Source organism: Marinobacter iranensis, assembly GCF_029207565.1.
In the GTDB taxonomy this organism is placed as follows: Bacteria; Pseudomonadota; Gammaproteobacteria; order Pseudomonadales; family Oleiphilaceae; genus Marinobacter; species Marinobacter iranensis.
In genome coordinates, this window is record NZ_JANCMW010000126.1 from 1 (window position 1) to 276 (window position 276).

Genomic DNA, 276 nt, shown 5'->3' on the forward strand with positions numbered 1-276 from the left:
CGTTGGCCGGATTGAGCGCGAGCGAGCGTCGATATTCCGCGATCGCGCCGGCCCTGTCGCCGGTGGCGGCGAGCGCTTCGGCCAGGCTGTCATGCGCGTTCCAGCTGTCCGGGAATTGCGCCGCGGCCCAGGCGAAGATGCCGCGCGCGGCCCGGGGAGACGCGGCGAGCAGGCGATAGCCCCAGGCGATCATGTGATCCTCGGTCAGGTGCAGCTCGGGGAAGCGCGCCTTGGTCGTCGCGATCGTGGCGGTGACATCGGCATAGCCGCTCGCTT

The 276-nt window shown here is 70.7% G+C and carries 1 protein-coding gene; it reads right to left on the reverse strand.

Annotation, left to right across the window (positions count from 1 at the left end; translation table 11 throughout):
* A partial coding sequence (locus tag NLU14_RS21715) for a hypothetical protein (RefSeq protein ID WP_275710526.1) occupies positions 1–276 on the reverse strand: 276 nt, incomplete at both ends.